The following is a 14,670-nucleotide window of genomic DNA, read 5'->3' as shown; positions in this document are numbered from 1 at the left end:
CTTAGGATGGTAAAGCTATCCGTGTGGTTAAGGTAGGCGTCTTCTCGCGAATGGTTCAAACGTATAATCTTCATTGGACAGACTGATCCCGTTCGCGGAAAATGCATGAACAATGCCAGCCATAGCAATCGGCAGCTGGCTAATACGGTTGTTAACCATTTCGTGATTCACCTACCTCACCCCCTTCATTGTTCGTAAGTTAAAAATAACACAGACCGTAGGGATATGGCAAATGGAACCCGCGGTGAGTCTGATCAACGTATCCCTATTTCTCAGAAAAGGAAGCTAACTCTGCTTTTTTACTTTGGCTGCTGCCGCTTCTATATTCTCTTCCACTCTAAATTGAACGATCCTGCTTATTAATTCATAAGGCAGCGGCTCATCCAAAGGGAATTGTATGGACCCTTTTGCCCCTTTGTATTTCGATAACTCCTGCTTGAATGCAACAATGCCGCTTGGCGCCGGATAAAATCCAATATGGCTTTTGTAAGCTGCAAAATGCACCAAATTCCCATGCTGCGCGTATGTAGGCATTTGGTAGCTTATCTTCTCCTTTGCATCAGGAGCCGCCTCTTGGATCACTTTCCTTAACGCTTCAAGCACTGCCTGAATCTCGGATGGGAATGTTGAGATATATTCATCAACAGATTCATACGTGATTTTGTTTCCGTCCATGATTTCTCCTTTCTTGACTCCTTTTCGTGACGTTAATTGAATTTCTGCGTGATTATGATATTAGCTGATAATCCGGCTATCTTCGATAAACGTGATACCCCAAACTTTAAATAGCTCCTTCAGTTCATTTGATGTTTGATTGATAAAATTCTTAACAGCCTCTGGGTGAAAATATGCCGGTTTAATCTTTGGCTCGTTATCATTATTTTGGAGCCAATGTAACTTATTATCCCGATATTGATTTACTTCCAGTTGAGTAACAAAAGGCTCTATTGTATACGCCTTAGCTTGTGTCAATCTTGAAAAGAGATCATCCACATTGTCCATTGACCTCAAGAGACCAGCTTCGATCCGGATGCCCATAACACTACATACCACTCAACCAATACCAATGGTCGTTATGTTTCTTGACTTCAATAAATTTTGAGCCCATCAACTGTTGATCAGGTGCATTACCATTGCTTGTATATACAAATCCCGAAAAACTACCTAAAATCCCACGAAACGTGAAAAAAATCACTTCTCTATTATCTGGAGAACCGAGTATGATTACTTCTCCTCCTCCCTTCGACAGATGAGCGTAATTATCTGGCAATACGGCCGTACTCTTATTAATCGAACTTCGGATTTTACCCTCATCAATTAAATCGACTACTTCAAGACGCTCACTTAAATAACGATGAAAGTCCCTATTAATAATCATTTTGTCCAAAGGAACAAAATAATTTATACCAATAATACTAATGCCGATTAACAACGGTATGGTCTTCTTCTTTTGGAAGTTCTTCAGCGATCTTGCTTTTAATAAATTTATTAATCCATATAATAATGAAATACAAACAACTAAATAAAAAAATCCATAAATGATCATTTCTAAAAACGGTTCGAGAATTGGGGTAAGTTCGTAAATTAATCTCCACCGAAATATATTAATATAAAGAACCAGCACTGAGCTTAATGATGCCAATATGGTCAAGAGTACAAACCATGTCCTGGATTGCACTTCTTTGGGCGTTGTAGACATTATTCACCTCTGCTCTTGTAGGGTTTGCAAACATACTTATGCTCAAAAAACGAACGCCCCCCTTTACTAATAACCCTCTTACTACTAGGAAGATTATCTCCTAAAAAAATTATTCATTATCCCTAAGGATTTGATGACCTTTATATTTCCATTCTGATCTTTGAACGTATCTTTTATTTTCAGGTAAATACCTGTATTCGTTTTTGCTCTTGAAATCCAATCCAGTTTTTTATTCTGATCCAATATTCTTATTGTGCAATCCTCTGTTATTTTAGCACCGGAACATGAAATCTGGTGTTCCTCAAGAAGCCAGTTGATATACCTCTTGTCATTTGGAATGCTGATATTCAAAATAATAATGATAAATAATAAAGCCAATAAAACTCTCACTACATTCTTATTCATATCTATCCTTTCAAAATACGGTGTTTTAAGCTGATATCAATTCCTCACGATTGTAGATCCTAAATGCCCATTAAGTTGAAATAACCAGAATGTTAGCAGTAAATGAACTAAACTAAGACTCCAAAATACAATCCTTTGCTTTTGATAAAGCAATATACAAGTAGAATATAAGTGATATTGGAATCATTATTATCTTCTTCAATTAGTCGCGCCCCTAGAAATATAGGATACAAACCTCTTTCTATACATTCTACCGATACCAAAATATTCCTTCCTCATCGATTGTTGAATGTTGAAACAGCAAAGGGGACAGCCCCTCAACAAATTCAGTTTCTTCCGATTGATCATCATTCCCTCAATTGGTAATCCTTCATGAAATGGAAAATTTAGAAAATCAGGTCGTTCTCTTTTATTATAGATATTTTGCAAAAAGCCGGTTGCTTCTTTTCAGAGCAATCGGCTTTTTTTGCATGAAAGGAAATTATCACTCTCGCTTATATGGAAAACAATGCGGTCATGCGGACGTCTCCGTTACTTAGCGCCAAAATGTAATTTGATCACTGCGCAACCGTACAGATTCATGTCCTTCTGATTGAGCTTTGCCGATGGAAATGATCATGACAGGTACATACCGCTCTTCATCTAAGTCAAACGCTTTTACAATTTGGTCTTGCTCAAAACCAGCCATAGGATTGGTATCATAACCATGTGCGCGAGCCACTAGCATAAGCTGCATGGCAAAGAGGCTTGCGTCAATTTTCGCCACCTCGCTTCTGACTTCTCGAGGTAGATCCGGATACATGCTCATAATTTGTGCCACTTGTTTATCCCGTACGTCCGTCGGCATTTTTCCTTGTCTAACGGCTGTATCATAAATTTCTTCCACATTCAAATGGCTTTGTGTATCACCCAAAATGATTAACATGGCAGATGAAGTATCATTTTGCAACGTATTGAAACGCACCAGCGGGCGCAGTTTATTTTTCCCTTCCGGGGTATGGACAATGACAACACGCCAAGGCTGCATATTTGCGGAAGAGGGAGCCAAACTCGCCTCTGCTATGATGTCATTCAATTCTTCTTCCGGTATTTTAATATTCTCTTCATAATGGCGTACAGTGCGTCGTCCCTTAATGATATTCGAAAAATCATTGTTTTGAATACGGTCCAGCATGTTATCTCTCCTTTTGATAACACCAGATGTTTTTGACATTAGACATGTCACTGGTTATCATGTTTATATTATGAACTATGAACCTAGGTTTATAGCAAATACATCGTGGAAGCCATATAAGCCTTAGTATTGTTATAGGATAATCACATGAGAAGGGAGAGACATATGAAAGCTAATGAGATTTCAAAACTAACAGGGTTGCCGATCTCCACCTTGCGATTTTATGAGCGCAAAAAGTTGATTCCGGTTCCGCTAGTAACTAGAGATGAGAATAACTACCGGGTATATCATGAAGAAGTTATTGATTTACTTGACGATCTGAAAACATTGTTATTAGTAGGTTTTACGATTCAAGAATTGAGTTCCCTAATGAATGAAAACGAGGCTGCTTATGAGGAAAAGAAACACATTGTTACGGGTAAAATTCAGCATATAGAAGACCTTCAGGCGAGTCTGGAAACGTCGAAAACATTTTTACATGATTTGCTGGAGGGCAAGGCAAAGTTTCAAACAAAGTGCAACCATATAAATGAACAAAGCTGATGCAGCCACTTATGGCCAGCATCAAGGAGCCAAACTATTTGCGCCGATTGATTACGAAACGGGTCATGTCATTCACGGGGAAGACTAAGTGATTGTGCTGGATCATTCACGAATTCATCACGCCGACAAAAGCCTTAAAAAGGGAAAAACCCTTGATACATAAGGGTTTTTCTTATTATGCGGTCGGACGGATTTGAACCCTCACACCCGGTGAGCACTATCCCCTCAAGCCAGCTTCCTGACTGAAAGTGGCAGCCTCGGGTCCAAGAATTCGAGCTATATTGTTCTAAGTCATCCTTAATTTTTAAATCCAGCCCTCTCTCAAGGAGAATTGAAAGCATTCGTTGCTTGCTCTTCCCGCGAAGTTAGCTTTGAATCCTACGTGGATCGCCATCATTCCCAACCTGCCATTTTCAGAGTTTATTTCTCGGATGTGTCCGGCTGAATTTGCTCCCTCGAAAATCCTTGATCAGCCCAAAGGCTGTGGGAGTTAGATTTCATAAATTTCTATATATAATCAAATATATCCATCATTACCCATTCAATTATATGTCATCCATACTGTATCTCCCAAAACCTCAAACCCCTGTTTAAACCAGAAGTTCCGCGATTTATCCAGCGTATATACGTACATTTTTTTATTGGAATACTTCTCTTTAAGCCAATTTATAAAAAAAGCGGCATATCCCTTGCCTTCAAATTCCTTCAGAACATCCAACGCTTCAATAAATATAAAATGGGTTCTGTTTTTGATATCAATATAGAAGTCTCTTTCCAGGTACTTTTCATCATCATTAAAATAATCCTTTTCCGCCTTGCGGATTAACTGTTTCCCGTTATCGTATTCCCATACCACACCGTACCCGACCATAGTGGTATCCGCTTCAATGATATAGATGTCTTCCGGTAAATCCGACTTGTCTTTCTTGCTCAATTCTCCTGCATGATAGCCGGATTTCAATTCGCTTAACAGGTTCTGCATGTCTGGATCAAATGGTTTTGCGCTAATGGTTGGCATTTGTGAACTCCCTTTGCTGTTTTGTTTTAAAGTGTCATATTATGCCCGTGCCTGGCCAGATACTCTTCCTTTTCCTTATAATCCGGCATCACGCTTCCTACCCGCCGCCAGAATGAACGATCATGATTCATATGCGTGAGATGACACAGCTCATGGATGATCACATAATCGATAACTTCAATTGGAGCCATGGCCAAACGATAATTAAAGGTTAATTTTTTATCCGAGCTGCAGCTTCCCCACTTGGTTTTAGATTCGACGACCTCCATGGTTTTGGGTTTTACTTTCAGCTGTGCCTGATATATTTTGATCCGTTCCCCCACAATCTTCTTGCAGCTTGCGAAATAGAATTTCTTCAAACTGCTTTTAAGCTCATCTTCATTTAAATCCCCGGTCTCTATTAGCTCGTGAAGAAAATAATATTTGCCAAGATGCAGGAACTTCCCGTTGTCTTGATAATCTCTTATCCCGGAGGTATCCCGAGCCTTCGCAATGGATTGTAATTTATCCAAAATCCTTCGCCCATGATGTTCCACAGCCCTCATAATTATTTCATCACCTGTATGATTAGGAGCCCTAACGGTTATGTGGCCCAAAGAATCGATTTGAATCGAAATCTTTTCTCTGCTTCCATATTGAACATTAAATTCGATTGTATGAGCTTCAAAATCAATCTTCATAATCACCATCGTTCCTGTAGGGTTATTTCTCATGTTTCCCTTTTTCTCTTTCCCCTATTATATCAAGACATATTCTGTTTAGGCAGGCTTATATCGGCGGAGTGGCAGGCTGGGAGGAAGGTTTGATAAGCTTCCCGGATTCGTTCGCCCAGTTCCCCCATTCTGCGAGCGGCATTCGCATGGATGAACCCTCTTTTGTTAGGAGGCAAATTAAGCGGAAACGCGGAATTGCCTCCGACGTCTGGTCGTACTGCTCCATCTGTTCGTCAAGCTAGTTGATCGCCCCGCACTGGGAACAACATATTCCCGGTTATTTTAATTTTTTTTTTGGAATCTGTCGATTTTATCCTATCTCATACGTTGTCTTCATAGAGGCTGACAAGACAGTCCACAAACCAAGGGATGAAAGGAAGTTATGAGATGGCAAAACACACCACTTATATTATGTCGGAGGACGCAAGAGCTCAAGCTGAGTTCTACACTCATGCGCTCGGTGGAGAGATTATGTCCGTTATGACGCATGGGCAGCTTCCTGAAGCAAGGGAAGAGCTCCAGGACAAAGTCGTTAACTTGAGTCTGATGGCAGGAGGAATTAACTTCTTAATGTCCGATTCCGTATTTGAGCCGATTATTCGGGGAAACGCCATAAATTTGAGTCTCGAGTTTGCAACAGAAACCGAAGCCCGCGAAGCCTTCGATAAACTGGCTGAGGGCGGCAATGTGAAGTGCCCGCTTGAGCCGGCGTTCTGGGGAGCCTTGTTCGGACAAATCGAAGACAAATACGGCATCATGTGGATGATCACCACCGCGGGACCGACTGCCTGAAATAAAAGCAAGCGCAAAAGCCCGCCCCGAAAATAATATCGGGGAGGGCTTTTTTTCATGAATAGGATCTTCAACCACCTTGAAAATCACTTTTCCCTCCATCTTGTACATTGTGTTAATCATTGTCCATAATTTTTTGCAATCGATTTGCAACCCATTCAATGTCATAGCCTACTTCTTTAAGAATCACGGTATTGTAGATTTCTTCTAATCCAATGCGGAGCATATAGCAATAGATTCGTTCTTTGGACTCGGGAGACGCAATATACCGTTGAGTAATTTGTTGAACAAGCGGCTGAAGCTTATCTTCATTCCAGAACAAGATATTTGCCTTGTCATACAGATGGTCTCCATATAACGCAAGACTCCAATCTATAATTCCTGAAATTTGATCGTCTTTTGCCAACAGGTTGAATGAGCCCAGATCCCCATGAACCATATTTTTTTCCCTCAATGTGACACTGCTAATATGAGCCTTTAGTTCCTGAATGGCATTTTTTACTACTTCCGAGTCTAATCCATTACTCTCCAAGGCCGACCAATTATAAATATTATCGTTATAGACTGCCTTAATAAAATCTAACCACGAGGGATAAGTCGCATGTCCCGTTTTGTCAAAACGTCCATATCCTTCTGAATCAGTCACATCAACTTTTTCCAGAGCTTCCAAGGTTTTTATTACGGCAGGAACAATATCAAGTAACTCTTGACTGTTTAAATCAAACAATTTGTTTCCTTCTATAAATTTTGAAAAGGAGTAAACAAGCTCGTTCCCAGTCACTTGTACCTCTAACACTTTGCGCACCGGGAGAATGGTATGAATATTTTTATCGATCCATTTTTCTTTTTCATATGCTTCCAGGCTATTTCCTGCCTGGAAAATCAAGCGATTTTCGCCTTCCTGAAAGGAGTAGGTTTGTGAAACCAGCCCGCCGTGGAGCTCTTTAATATTTAATGCAGCGGGATAATGCTTTTTGATCAAAGCCCCAATTTCCACCTCAGTTAACTTCTTTATCATTGGAAACGCTCCTTTAAAAAAGATTTTTCCTAACAGCAATTCGTCTAAGGAGAGCTCATAAATATGGCTTAACTTAATAATGGAATCAATGTCAGGATAGTTTTTACCGACTTCCCAATTGGACAGCGTTTGTCTTGTAATATTCATCTTTTCTGCTATTTCTTCCTGGGTAAATCCTGCCTTTTTCCTTCTTGCCTTTAGCTTTTCACCAATATTCATAACATCTTCTCCTTATGTAGATTTTCTCATGTCTGATGGAAAAAGCCAGCAAGGGATTATTGCTTATTTAATTTTTAAAACCTGAATGGATACAGAATACTCAATATTAAAATTACCCCATTGAACTGGTTCAACGGGGTCTTTTGCTGCCCGACAGAATCTTCGTCCGCATGCCAGTTCAATGTCTTATAACACTTTATTTAAGCCGCCTGCGGTAATGCTGCAGCGAAGGCTGCCGTTCGTCGGCAGCCTGCGTCATGACGCTATCGCAATCCGTACCGCTGAAAGTCTTACTATCATAGGCTTAAGCCGTTTCCCCTAACATTATTCACCATACACTAACCTACAGCGGGCGGACAGGTAATGAAGTCAATAGTCGATAAGTTGTTTTCCAAACATGAAGGACATGATCTTGGTTTTTCTCCAATACGTCCTTCATGTCTGTACGATTGACCAGAATACATGGTATATGTTGTTGCCGTAAATCTGCTCGCCATTCACCAAAAGGCGGTTTTCTAATATTTCTTCTTTGGACAGGCTCTATAGAACCGCTTCTTAGAAAAACCCGACCTTATTCGTCGGGACATTCACCCGCTCTGGCCGCAATAATGACGGATAAATAATCCTGGATCATTTCCCGGGTAACATTCATTTCGATCAGATATAAGTCTGCCAATGTTTTCTTAAACTGCAGAAGGGTTTCCCGATCATTCGCTTCTGCAGGTACAGGCGTATATTCCACCAAAAAAACAGTTCTTGCAACATCGTACAAAAAATCTCCGCGGCATATATTCATGAAGTCTATCACCACGGTATCCCCATTAGACAGCAATATATTTCCCGGATGAAAATCTCCATGACAAAGCGTTTTTCCTTCTTTCAAATTATCCAGGAATGCTAATGCTCCTTCCTGTTCCATTGAATTAAGCGATTGCGCGTTTAATATATTGGATCTTAAAAATTCCTTGTAATCCGGTACATTGCGGGCATTGTTCTGAACGATTGTTTTATGCAGCCTCGCCATATATTCTGCACAGCCCTGAAGGTCGCCTGTTTTCAAAACCCAATCCCGCAGGGATTCGCCCTCCACTCTGTCATAGACAATACCCGTTCGCTCTTCACAGCTAATAATTTCATAGGCCTTTGGCTTTGCAAAGTTCATATCATTAATTGCCTTTGCGTTTTGAAACTCTCTTTCTACCGCATTTTTTGGATAGCCCTGAACGAAAAGCTTAAGCACTGTACCTTCTTCCCATTCATATACAGTTGCCGTATTGCCTTCACCCATTATTCTTCCATATTTCATTCATGTCACCCTGCCTTTAATAGCATTAATGGTAGGTAATATAAGATTCTCTTCTGAGTTTCACATCGTCCCATCGTCTATTATTCATAATGCCTCAGAGTCCAGTTATCGGGATCTCTATAAGATTACCAAACTTTCCCTAAAGAAAAAACAAGCATCCTGCTTATATCCCTCACCTGTACAGCAACCTCCTCCACGTTTGTTGAAGAGGCAGTTCCAACACATAGGATAAGCAAATGTAAGGGACGCTTAAACCCTATATGCTGCTCCATCGGGCAGCTTCGGGAATAGGATAAGCCCGTTTTTCTAGATCTTACGATTTATTTATTAAATATGGTAAATAGAACCATATGGTGCAAACCATCGCCGTCTTATTGACAATAAAATTAAATTCTTTTAATGTTAAATTCGGATTAAATTATATAAGCATAAAATATGTTTATTATTGGAAGGGGATTACTGTTTCATGAGTACTTTCGTATTGGTTCATGGATCATGGCACGGAGCATGGTGCTGGGATAAAATTACCCCTTCGCTGCAAAATGCAGGTCATCGAGTCATCGCCATAGACTTGCCTGGACATGGGTTAGATACAACACCGGTACAAGAGGTTACCTTTAAAGACTACACGGACCGCCTTTGCAGCGTTTTAGACAACGAGTCTGAAAAGGTAATTTTGGTAGGGCACAGCTCGGGTGGACACGCCATCTCCCAGACAGCCGAGTACCGCCCGGAAAAAATTCAAACGCTTGTGTATCTATGCGCATATCTTCCAAAAAATGAGCAGACCGTACTTCAAATCGCTCAAAGTGAGCAAAGAGATACAACTTCCGATACGCCTTCTGCCGTTGTGCTTAGCGACGATCAAACATACATGTCACTCAACGGAGATTTCGTCAAGACGAGCTTTTATGACGATTGCTCAGATGAGGATGTACTTTTTGCCAAAGAAAGGATTTGCCCTGATCCGATGGGGCCTTTCATCACGCCTGTCCATCTAACGGACGATAATTTCGGATCGATTCCCCGGGTATATATTGAAACCCTCAAAGATAAAGCGATCTCGATTGGTTTGCAAAGACAAATGTACGCCCAGTCTCCTTGCAAAGAAGTCATCATCATGGATACGGCTCACTCGCCGTTCTTCTCGCAGCCGGAAGTTCTAACCTCTCATTTGAACCATATAGCCCACACTTCAAACGAGTAGGTAACGGCGCCGGGTATGATCGTACAGCGGCTGGCTGCCCCCCGGTCAGCCCGATCGAATCCGCTGCAGCGCAAAAAGCCGGCTGCTCTGAATAATCAGAGCGACCGGCCATTATTTGTATGAGAAGGGAATGTCGCAGGATACGGCGTTCCCTCATCCTCCTGAATATTATTAGCGCAGCGCAAGCTCCGCCGCGATCACCACCGGGCAATTCAGAGGCGTGGCTGCAACGCCCATTGCTGTGCGTGCGTGCCTGGCAATATCAAAACCGTCAACCCGGAGCCAAGCGGCAATATGGTCCAAATCGCCAATTCACCGAATAATTCGGTGAGCAGCATGGAGCTGCCATTCACCACATTGGTCGTTCGATCAAAGCACGGTACAGGAAACGTCTCAAATGAGCGCTAACTGGCATGAAAAAACCTCCAGATTGGAGGTGAATGAGTTATTTATTTTCATAACGTACTAAGCCGTAGTTTATAAAAATACTGCACAATTGGATGCTTTAACTTCATCTTCTCTGTCATGTTTAAAATTCGCTTTTTTCCAACTCGTCTGTCCACCAAAGCTAGAATATTCAATAAGATATCATTGCTCTCTATGCTTTCCTCTATAGAAGTGGATAAAAACTTATTAGCTACAACGATAAAATTTGATTTACTTAATGATGACTGTGCTGACAAAAGCTCCTTTGCATATTCTGATATTTTTCTACTTCTTGCCATTACTTTTAGACGATCCTCCGGAACTATTCCCTTGGTATCTTTTCTGACCGCTTCAATTTCTTCATTGTTGATAGGAATTTGGATATCTGAATCATTCTTAATTTCCAGCTCCGTCTGATACCATCTGATTAAGGTAGATATATCACTCATATTGAGTACGTTCTTTTTATCTACCGTAATATAACAAAGTCCTGCTTTATCGGGTAAATAACGGTAGCTGGTTGAACGGTATTCGACCCTTCCATATAACGCAGGACAGAGAAAACTCTCCAGATGTTGCTTCAATTTGCTCCAGGACATGTATCCTCCTATGTTCCATATTATAAAAACCTCTATAGAGGCAGTCTCTCTATTATCCATAATACAATAACCAACACATCGATCATACTAAATACAAGCAACCTTGCGTTTCTCAATTTTCTTCTGAATTCGAACCCCCATCTCTGAGTATATGTTCGCATGAAAAAAACCTCCCGATGAGGAGGAAGATAGGTGTTTGTCATTTGAATCGTTGAATAGGGAAATTATTGTTAGACCATTTAAACTACTAGATGGCCATATATTTTACGAATCGTTGTGCCACTCCCTAAATTGAGGCCTCACTCACTTTAACTGTCCGTCAAAGCCTACCGCTGAACCGTTTGATCGCTTCCTCGGTTACCGGCTCGAAGAGGTTAACGAGGTTGCCGTCGGGATCGCGGAAAAGCACAGAACGGTTCCCCCACGGCATCGTTGTCGGTTCCTTTACCCAATCATCGACAAATGGCTTTAAGCGCGCGTATTCGGCTTCGACATCGTCGACGCGGAACTCGATGATGACAGAGTGATTGTTGGCCGCCACTACGGAACCAGCGCCGAATAGTTGCGCCGTCTGGGAGTGGCCGATTGCCAGGGTGCATGATGGCACAACGAGTTCGGCAAAAACGGGCGCGGGGCGCTCCGCCGAAGCACCCATGACTTTCTCATAGAACTCGACGAGACGATCCACGTCGTCGGTAATGATGCGCACAGAAGCGAAATTCACAAGATATCATCCTTCCTATAATTAATGATACAATATCGTATCATATCGCGGGCCAGAACCAGCGAAGCTTCCTTAAGGGGCATAGTAGCTGTAAAAAATAGATTGGCTATGTCCCCAACCGATGCAAGACGTACTTCGCATTTATTCTCACCACCCCTTTATGTTTACATACCCGATTATAAAACAACGCTACTGACAACGTTATGTCAGTAGCGTTTTAGCATTTTTTGGGCTTCCTCACGAATCCGATTTTGGAATGATTCAGGTTCCAATACGATCACACCCGCTCCCCAGCCAAGCACCCATTGCAGCAATTCATCCAGTTGACGAACGCGTAAGACCACATGCAATCCATCTTGATGCTCTTCCATATCCTCCATGTAATGATAGTTCGATTCCTTCACCTTATCAGCGATGTCATGGTTAAATCGAAGGCGAACTAGCAAGTGGCGATCATCCGGAGGGGTATATTCCCTTAAGTTAAAATGCGCCGGTAGTTCGAATCGTTCTTCCAGATCGATAAGTCCGGTCATTCGGGACAAACGGAAATGGCGAATGTCTTGGCGTAGATCGCAACGGGCCACGAGCATCCAAGATCCTTCAACGAGTACCAGGCCATAGGGTGCGACGGTACGATCACTATGGTGATTCCCCTTGGAATCCCCAATCCCTTTCGAATAATGAAATCTGATCTTTCGTTCATCTAATATCGCTCGACGGATTTTTTCGAAATATTCCCTTTCTTTTGACAGCGCGACCCGTTTACCGGGAGTGAGCAAGCGCAGCGCCTTGCGCACACGAGAGGTCTCATTGCGAACGCTCTCCGATAGAATGGCCTCGATTTTCCTCCGAGCGGCTTGAGCCTTGACACGATACTCATCATCAAATCGCTGCTCGATAAAGTCCGTTCCTATAAGCAAGGTTACGGCTTCTTCTACCGTGAAACTGATCGGCGGCAGGAAATAGCCTTTCATCAAAGAATATCCTGTGCCTGGGGCACCTATAATCGGTACGCCCGTTTCACTAAGTGCCTGAATGTCACGATAGATGGTCCGCACGCTGGTTTCGAATAGGTCCGCCAAATCTTCGCCCTTTACCACTTCTCTGCTTTGCAGCTCCAGCACGATGGCTAATAAACGGTCTGTTTTGTTCATTGGCTGCCCCCTTGAAACTTAATGCTGTCACCAAAAACTTGCCATCACTTGTGGCAAGGTTCACCGCGATTTGCCTTAACTGCTCGTTAGTCTAATAGTTTGAGTGATACTGTCACATCTCATTTTCGAACCATCAATATTAAGCATTCCACATGCCCCGTATCCTGAAACATTCTGACTTGGGATGTTATCTGTTGCAATCCGCTGAAACCTTGATATGACGAGCTCCTGGGCCGCTTAAGCTCTTTACAATTATATAGAATGTTGGCACTATCAGTCAGACCCTTAGCGAGCCACGGAACCCCCTGGCAGCATAGTAGGAATCGGCTCCATTGTGGTATACAAAGACAGTATCGTAGCGGCGATCACAAAAGATGGCCCCGCCGAGTTTTCTGATATTGGCAGGCGTTTTCACCCAACTTGATGTTTTCGTATCGAAATTTCCAAGCTTCTGCAGCTCCCGGTATTGTTCTTCCGTTAAAAGCTCAATGCCCATGGCAGCAGCCATATCAATCGCGTTGTTTTCGGGTTTATGTTCTTTCCTTGACTCCAGCCCTTCACGGTCGTAACAAACACTTCTGCGGCCTTTGGGACTCTCCGCTGAACAATCACAAATAATGTATTCGCCTGTCTCATTATCATGACCTACAACATCCGGTTCGCCGCCAGTTCTTTCCATTTCATTGAGCGACCACAGTTTTTCAATATTCGCTTCAAGCTTTATTAGTATTTTTGTCCATTCAAGACTTTTATGGCGGTTCATGTATTTATCAAAACGGGTTTTCAATGCTCGGAGTAGTTCTTCTTGTTGTTCTGGTGACAACTTTTGTTTATTGTTGACTTCACTTTTCTTGGTCATGTTAGTTTCCCCCTTATTGTTTTTACTTAGATTGGGAACGTATGATCTAACGGGTTTTTGCCCAAGGCTTTCTTGTTCCATCAATTTTACATTAAATATTTAACGAATCAAACGAAACGTTCGCGATGAACCCATCATAGGATATAATTCGAATGTCCTTTGGAGGTCTTCCCCTTGTTTCTCGTCCGGTGGAAATAGGTTTTTTATAATTTTCCATTGAGCATCGTGAACTATATATTCGGCATTAGATAGTTGGAATAATTTTCTGGACAATGAAAGCAGAGTCGTATATCGTAAAATTATAACTCTACATGGAAATTACTGGAATTGTAAGAAAACGATTGTCTCGAGCAGAATCAAAAACAAGAATGCTTCTCAACAGAGAGTTGCAACCACACATATAAGGAAGGTAGGAAGATAAGATGGGAGATATCACCCCTATAACAAAAGGAGTTACTCCAACAATTTTTAAGAAAATTTCAGCTTGGGCTCTATTGACCGTATCTGGCATTGTAGGAATGATCGTTTCGATGGTCGCGACAATATACTTTGCTGGAAGTTCAGGGAATAGAATAATCGCTTTTGTAGCCGGGATAGTTATTCTTGTTATCATTGCAGGTGGAGGTGGGTATTTCACCGGACGAATGTTAAGGGAAATCAGGTACGGTCAAACAGGAAATACTCCATGTTTTCTGCTGGAATAGCTCTACTTTTGTCCGCATCGCTCATGTTCGGTTTCCTTTATGCTCCTGTCGAATCAAATCCAATGCAACCGAGCGATAATGTACATTACTGGGATTTATCCACTGGTTCA

17 protein-coding genes are annotated in these 14,670 nt (G+C 41.8%); 4 read left to right on the top strand and 13 right to left on the bottom strand.

What is annotated here, in order from left to right; genetic code table 11:
- Nucleotides 1–27: 27 nt before the first annotated feature.
- The 5 genes from AC0YNV_RS21900 to AC0YNV_RS21880 all read right to left on the bottom strand — a co-directional run bounded on the left by AC0YNV_RS21900 (nt 28) and on the right by AC0YNV_RS21880 (nt 3,278).
- Nucleotides 28–171, bottom strand: coding sequence for a hypothetical protein (locus AC0YNV_RS21900; RefSeq protein WP_210044744.1), 144 nt, complete (start codon nt 169–171; stop codon nt 28–30).
- A 114-nt stretch (nt 172–285) separates the two neighbouring features.
- Nucleotides 286–675: an iron chaperone gene (locus tag AC0YNV_RS21895; RefSeq protein ID WP_475769908.1), complete on the bottom strand. Its 390-nt coding sequence runs from the start codon at nt 673–675 to the stop codon at nt 286–288.
- 60 nt (nt 676–735) lie between these two features.
- Nucleotides 736–1,002, bottom strand: coding sequence for a hypothetical protein (locus tag AC0YNV_RS21890; RefSeq protein ID WP_475769907.1), 267 nt, complete (start codon nt 1,000–1,002; stop codon nt 736–738).
- Between the two features lie 40 nt (nt 1,003–1,042).
- The gene (locus tag AC0YNV_RS21885) at nt 1,043–1,699 is read right to left on the bottom strand and encodes a hypothetical protein (protein ID WP_475769906.1); all 657 of its coding nucleotides are present in this window, start codon (nt 1,697–1,699) and stop codon (nt 1,043–1,045) included.
- Between the two features lie 940 nt (nt 1,700–2,639).
- On the bottom strand, nt 2,640–3,278 hold the full coding sequence (locus AC0YNV_RS21880) for a nitroreductase family protein (RefSeq protein WP_475769905.1): 639 nt from the start codon (nt 3,276–3,278) through the stop codon (nt 2,640–2,642).
- A gap of 165 nt (nt 3,279–3,443) precedes the next feature.
- Here AC0YNV_RS21880 and AC0YNV_RS21875 point away from each other — a divergent pair, with 165 nt between their 5' ends.
- Complete coding sequence (locus AC0YNV_RS21875) at nt 3,444–3,821, top strand: MerR family transcriptional regulator (protein WP_475769904.1); 378 nt, start codon at nt 3,444–3,446, stop codon at nt 3,819–3,821.
- 541 nt (nt 3,822–4,362) lie between these two features.
- Here the strand turns inward: AC0YNV_RS21875 and AC0YNV_RS21870 are convergent.
- Both AC0YNV_RS21870 and AC0YNV_RS21865 read right to left on the bottom strand, forming a co-directional pair.
- Entirely contained in the window at nt 4,363–4,839 is a 477-nt protein-coding gene (locus AC0YNV_RS21870; RefSeq protein WP_475769903.1) for a GNAT family N-acetyltransferase, read from the bottom strand.
- A 26-nt stretch (nt 4,840–4,865) separates the two neighbouring features.
- Entirely contained in the window at nt 4,866–5,519 is a 654-nt protein-coding gene (locus tag AC0YNV_RS21865) for a M48 family metallopeptidase (RefSeq protein WP_475769902.1), read from the bottom strand.
- Nucleotides 5,520–5,939: 420 nt separating this feature from the next.
- Between AC0YNV_RS21865 and AC0YNV_RS21860 the strand changes: the two genes are divergently transcribed.
- The gene (locus AC0YNV_RS21860; RefSeq protein ID WP_475769901.1) at nt 5,940–6,344 is read left to right on the top strand and encodes a VOC family protein; all 405 of its coding nucleotides are present in this window, start codon (nt 5,940–5,942) and stop codon (nt 6,342–6,344) included.
- Between the two features lie 115 nt (nt 6,345–6,459).
- On the opposite strand, the gene AC0YNV_RS21855 is transcribed toward AC0YNV_RS21860, so the two are convergent.
- Nucleotides 6,460–7,581 carry a helix-turn-helix domain-containing protein gene (locus AC0YNV_RS21855; protein ID WP_475769900.1) on the bottom strand — a complete coding sequence of 374 codons (1,122 nt, stop codon included), beginning with the start codon at nt 7,579–7,581 and terminating at the stop codon, nt 6,460–6,462.
- A 571-nt stretch (nt 7,582–8,152) separates the two neighbouring features.
- Nucleotides 8,153–8,887 (bottom strand): phosphotransferase family protein, encoded by a 735-nt coding sequence (locus AC0YNV_RS21850; protein WP_475769899.1) that lies wholly within the window; start codon nt 8,885–8,887, stop codon nt 8,153–8,155.
- A 466-nt stretch (nt 8,888–9,353) separates the two neighbouring features.
- Between AC0YNV_RS21850 and AC0YNV_RS21845 the strand changes: the two genes are divergently transcribed.
- Nucleotides 9,354–10,094, top strand: a complete 741-nt coding sequence (locus tag AC0YNV_RS21845) for an alpha/beta fold hydrolase (protein ID WP_475769898.1) — start codon at nt 9,354–9,356, stop codon at nt 10,092–10,094.
- A gap of 455 nt (nt 10,095–10,549) precedes the next feature.
- Here AC0YNV_RS21845 and AC0YNV_RS21840 read toward each other — a convergent pair whose 3' ends face one another.
- From AC0YNV_RS21840 to AC0YNV_RS21825, 4 genes are all read right to left on the bottom strand, one after another.
- A complete protein-coding gene (locus AC0YNV_RS21840; RefSeq protein ID WP_475769897.1) occupies nt 10,550–11,119 on the bottom strand; it encodes an SF0329 family protein in 570 nt (189 codons plus the stop codon).
- A 319-nt stretch (nt 11,120–11,438) separates the two neighbouring features.
- The gene (locus tag AC0YNV_RS21835; RefSeq protein WP_475769896.1) at nt 11,439–11,843 is read right to left on the bottom strand and encodes a VOC family protein; all 405 of its coding nucleotides are present in this window, start codon (nt 11,841–11,843) and stop codon (nt 11,439–11,441) included.
- 206 nt (nt 11,844–12,049) lie between these two features.
- Complete coding sequence (locus tag AC0YNV_RS21830) at nt 12,050–12,997, bottom strand: helix-turn-helix transcriptional regulator (RefSeq protein ID WP_475769895.1); 948 nt, start codon at nt 12,995–12,997, stop codon at nt 12,050–12,052.
- Between the two features lie 277 nt (nt 12,998–13,274).
- Entirely contained in the window at nt 13,275–13,856 is a 582-nt protein-coding gene (locus tag AC0YNV_RS21825; protein ID WP_475769894.1) for a DUF4256 domain-containing protein, read from the bottom strand.
- Nucleotides 13,857–14,278: 422 nt separating this feature from the next.
- Between AC0YNV_RS21825 and AC0YNV_RS21820 the strand changes: the two genes are divergently transcribed.
- Nucleotides 14,279–14,560, top strand: a complete 282-nt coding sequence (locus AC0YNV_RS21820; protein WP_475769893.1) for a hypothetical protein — start codon at nt 14,279–14,281, stop codon at nt 14,558–14,560.
- The last annotated feature ends 110 nt before the right edge of the window (nt 14,561–14,670 follow it).

Source organism: Paenibacillus sp. JT31N11 (assembly GCF_056269285.1).
Note: the sequence above shows the minus strand (reverse complement) of the source record. Positions and strands in the feature narration are given on the sequence as shown.

Bases quoted from the DNA above. Each gene is read 5' to 3' on its own strand.
- AC0YNV_RS21895 (WP_475769908.1), bottom strand. From the start codon at position 675: ATGGACGGAAACAAAATCACGTATGAATCTGTTGATGAATATATCTCA.
- AC0YNV_RS21890 (WP_475769907.1), bottom strand. From the start codon at position 1,002: ATGGACAATGTGGATGATCTCTTTTCAAGATTGACACAAGCTAAGGCG.
- AC0YNV_RS21885 (WP_475769906.1), bottom strand. From the start codon at position 1,699: ATGTCTACAACGCCCAAAGAAGTGCAATCCAGGACATGGTTTGTACTC.
- AC0YNV_RS21880 (WP_475769905.1), bottom strand. From the start codon at position 3,278: ATGCTGGACCGTATTCAAAACAATGATTTTTCGAATATCATTAAGGGA.
- AC0YNV_RS21875 (WP_475769904.1), top strand. From the start codon at position 3,444: ATGAAAGCTAATGAGATTTCAAAACTAACAGGGTTGCCGATCTCCACC.
- AC0YNV_RS21870 (WP_475769903.1), bottom strand. From the start codon at position 4,839: ATGCCAACCATTAGCGCAAAACCATTTGATCCAGACATGCAGAACCTG.
- AC0YNV_RS21865 (WP_475769902.1), bottom strand. From the start codon at position 5,519: ATGAAGATTGATTTTGAAGCTCATACAATCGAATTTAATGTTCAATAT.
- AC0YNV_RS21860 (WP_475769901.1), top strand. From the start codon at position 5,940: ATGGCAAAACACACCACTTATATTATGTCGGAGGACGCAAGAGCTCAA.
- AC0YNV_RS21855 (WP_475769900.1), bottom strand. From the start codon at position 7,581: ATGAATATTGGTGAAAAGCTAAAGGCAAGAAGGAAAAAGGCAGGATTT.
- AC0YNV_RS21850 (WP_475769899.1), bottom strand. From the start codon at position 8,887: ATGAAATATGGAAGAATAATGGGTGAAGGCAATACGGCAACTGTATAT.
- AC0YNV_RS21845 (WP_475769898.1), top strand. From the start codon at position 9,354: ATGAGTACTTTCGTATTGGTTCATGGATCATGGCACGGAGCATGGTGC.
- AC0YNV_RS21840 (WP_475769897.1), bottom strand. From the start codon at position 11,119: ATGTCCTGGAGCAAATTGAAGCAACATCTGGAGAGTTTTCTCTGTCCT.
- AC0YNV_RS21830 (WP_475769895.1), bottom strand. From the start codon at position 12,997: ATGAACAAAACAGACCGTTTATTAGCCATCGTGCTGGAGCTGCAAAGC.
- AC0YNV_RS21825 (WP_475769894.1), bottom strand. From the start codon at position 13,856: ATGACCAAGAAAAGTGAAGTCAACAATAAACAAAAGTTGTCACCAGAA.
- AC0YNV_RS21820 (WP_475769893.1), top strand. From the start codon at position 14,279: ATGGGAGATATCACCCCTATAACAAAAGGAGTTACTCCAACAATTTTT.